This window comes from Microvirga sp. P4_G7, from assembly GCF_056401005.1.
On record NZ_JBFUKD010000692.1, the window covers coordinates 1 to 1,880 of the forward strand.

Annotated in this window: 1 protein-coding gene and 1 pseudogene; one reads left to right on the top strand and one right to left on the bottom strand. The window is 59.9% G+C overall.

The annotated features are described in order from the left end of the window. A partial coding sequence (xseA, locus tag AC1DT3_RS19600) for an exodeoxyribonuclease VII large subunit (protein ID WP_477466888.1) occupies positions 1-666 on the bottom strand: 666 nt, incomplete at its 3' end. Positions 667-975: 309 nt separating this feature from the next. Here xseA and AC1DT3_RS19605 point away from each other — a divergent pair. Beyond that, a pseudogene (locus tag AC1DT3_RS19605) lies at positions 976-1,880 on the top strand (hypothetical protein); the annotation flags it as partial.

The window sequence follows — 1,880 nt, forward strand, 5'->3', positions numbered from 1 at the left end:
CAGATCCTCGATCGATCCCCCACCACGGGCAACGATCAAGACCTCAGGGCGAGGTATGGCGCCCCCGGGCGTGAGCGCGTTGAAGCCCCTGATCGCCGCGGCGACTTCCGCGGCCGAAGTTTCACCCTGCACGCGCACGGGCCACACGAGGACGTGGCGCGGAAAGCGATCTTCGAGGCGGTGCAGAATGTCGCGGATCACGGCGCCGGTTGGCGAAGTGACGACGCCGATGACCTTCGGCAAATAGGGCAGCGCCCGCTTCCGCGCGTTGTCGAACAGGCCCTCCGCCGTCAGCCTTCGCCGCCGCTCGTCGAGCAGCGCCATCAGCGCGCCGACCCCTGCGGGTTCCAGCGAATCGACCACGATCTGATACGTCGACTTTCCTGGAAAGGTCGTGATCCGCCCTGTCGCGATCACTTCGAGCCCTTCCTCGGGCTTGATCTTCAGCCGCGAGAACGTGCCCTTCCAGATCACCGCATCGATGCGGGCATTCTGGTCCTTCAAGCAGAAATACGCGTGCCCGGAGGAATGCTGGCCGCGATAGCTCGAAATCTCTCCGCGAAGACGGACGTAGCCGAACGCATCTTCAAGGGTGCGCTTCAACGCTCCCGCAAGATCGGAAACGGACCATTCGGGCGTGTTGGAAGGAGTATTCTCTGTGGACATCGCGAGACCCTAATGGGTCGTGTCCCCTCTCGCTAGGGGTGGAGGAACCGCGTCACCGCAAATCCTAGGCACGGATCACTCGGCTTTCGCGGCGGCGCGTGTGCTGGCCCGCACATCGACGCCGCGGACAAGTTTCGACGCAGATCGCGCGAACAGCGTCGCCTTTCCAGAAAAATGATGCAAATTCAATAACATAACAGAATTTGGCGCACCCCGAAGAGGGTTAGAAACGGCATCCCTCCATCGGGAACCTTCGGCGGCAGTCGTCGTTTAAGTGACATGTTACATCATATCGTCAAAGGAACGACCATGCCCAACGCCGAGTACATACTTACCGATCGCATCACGACGACGTGGGATCTGACTCCGTCAAGCGGGATGTCGATCACCGCCACCATTACAGCGACGGGAGGCGTGGAGTCGCTCACCGGCGAAGGTCTCGTCATCGCCAATCCCGCCAACTATTCGTATGTCACAATCGACGGATACGCAAAGGGCTATTCCAATGGAGTTTATATCCTCGCAGGCGACATCACGATTGGGACTTCCGGCGTGGTGTCGGGGCGCACTGGGTACGTATGCTTTAACAACAGTAAGATGCTGAATAACGGCACGATCACCGGTAGCGAGTATGGTCTCGCAGTTGGAAAGACATTCGATCTCAGCAACAGCGGTTCGATCACCGGCGATTACAAAGCGATCCAATATTCCGCGCTGCCTTCATTCCCCGCCTATCGCCTTTGGGTCACGAATAGCGGGACGATCCACGGCGGAACCTGGGCTATTCACTCCATTGGCGCGGCGACGCACGATGTCGTGTTCAACACCGGCCTCATCAAGTCGGACGGCGTCACCGCCATTGATCTGGGGGGTGGCAACGACATCTACGACGGCCGTGGCGGCAGCGTGATCGGCATCGTCGATCTTGGAATCGGCAACAATACAGGTCTCGGCGGAACCGGCAGCGACAGCTTCCGCGTCAGCACGGGAGACAATTTCATCGACGGTGGAAACGGTGACGACACGTTGGCGTTTTATGCAGCCACAGCGCTGACGGTCGACCTCAATCTCACAGAGGCGCAGAACATCGGCATCGGCGCCAGCACCGTGCGCGGCATCGAGACCCTCATTGGTGGGTCGGGTAACGACACATTCATCGGCGATTCTCACGCCAATCGCCTCGTCGGAGAGCGCGGCAACGACACCCTCAAGGG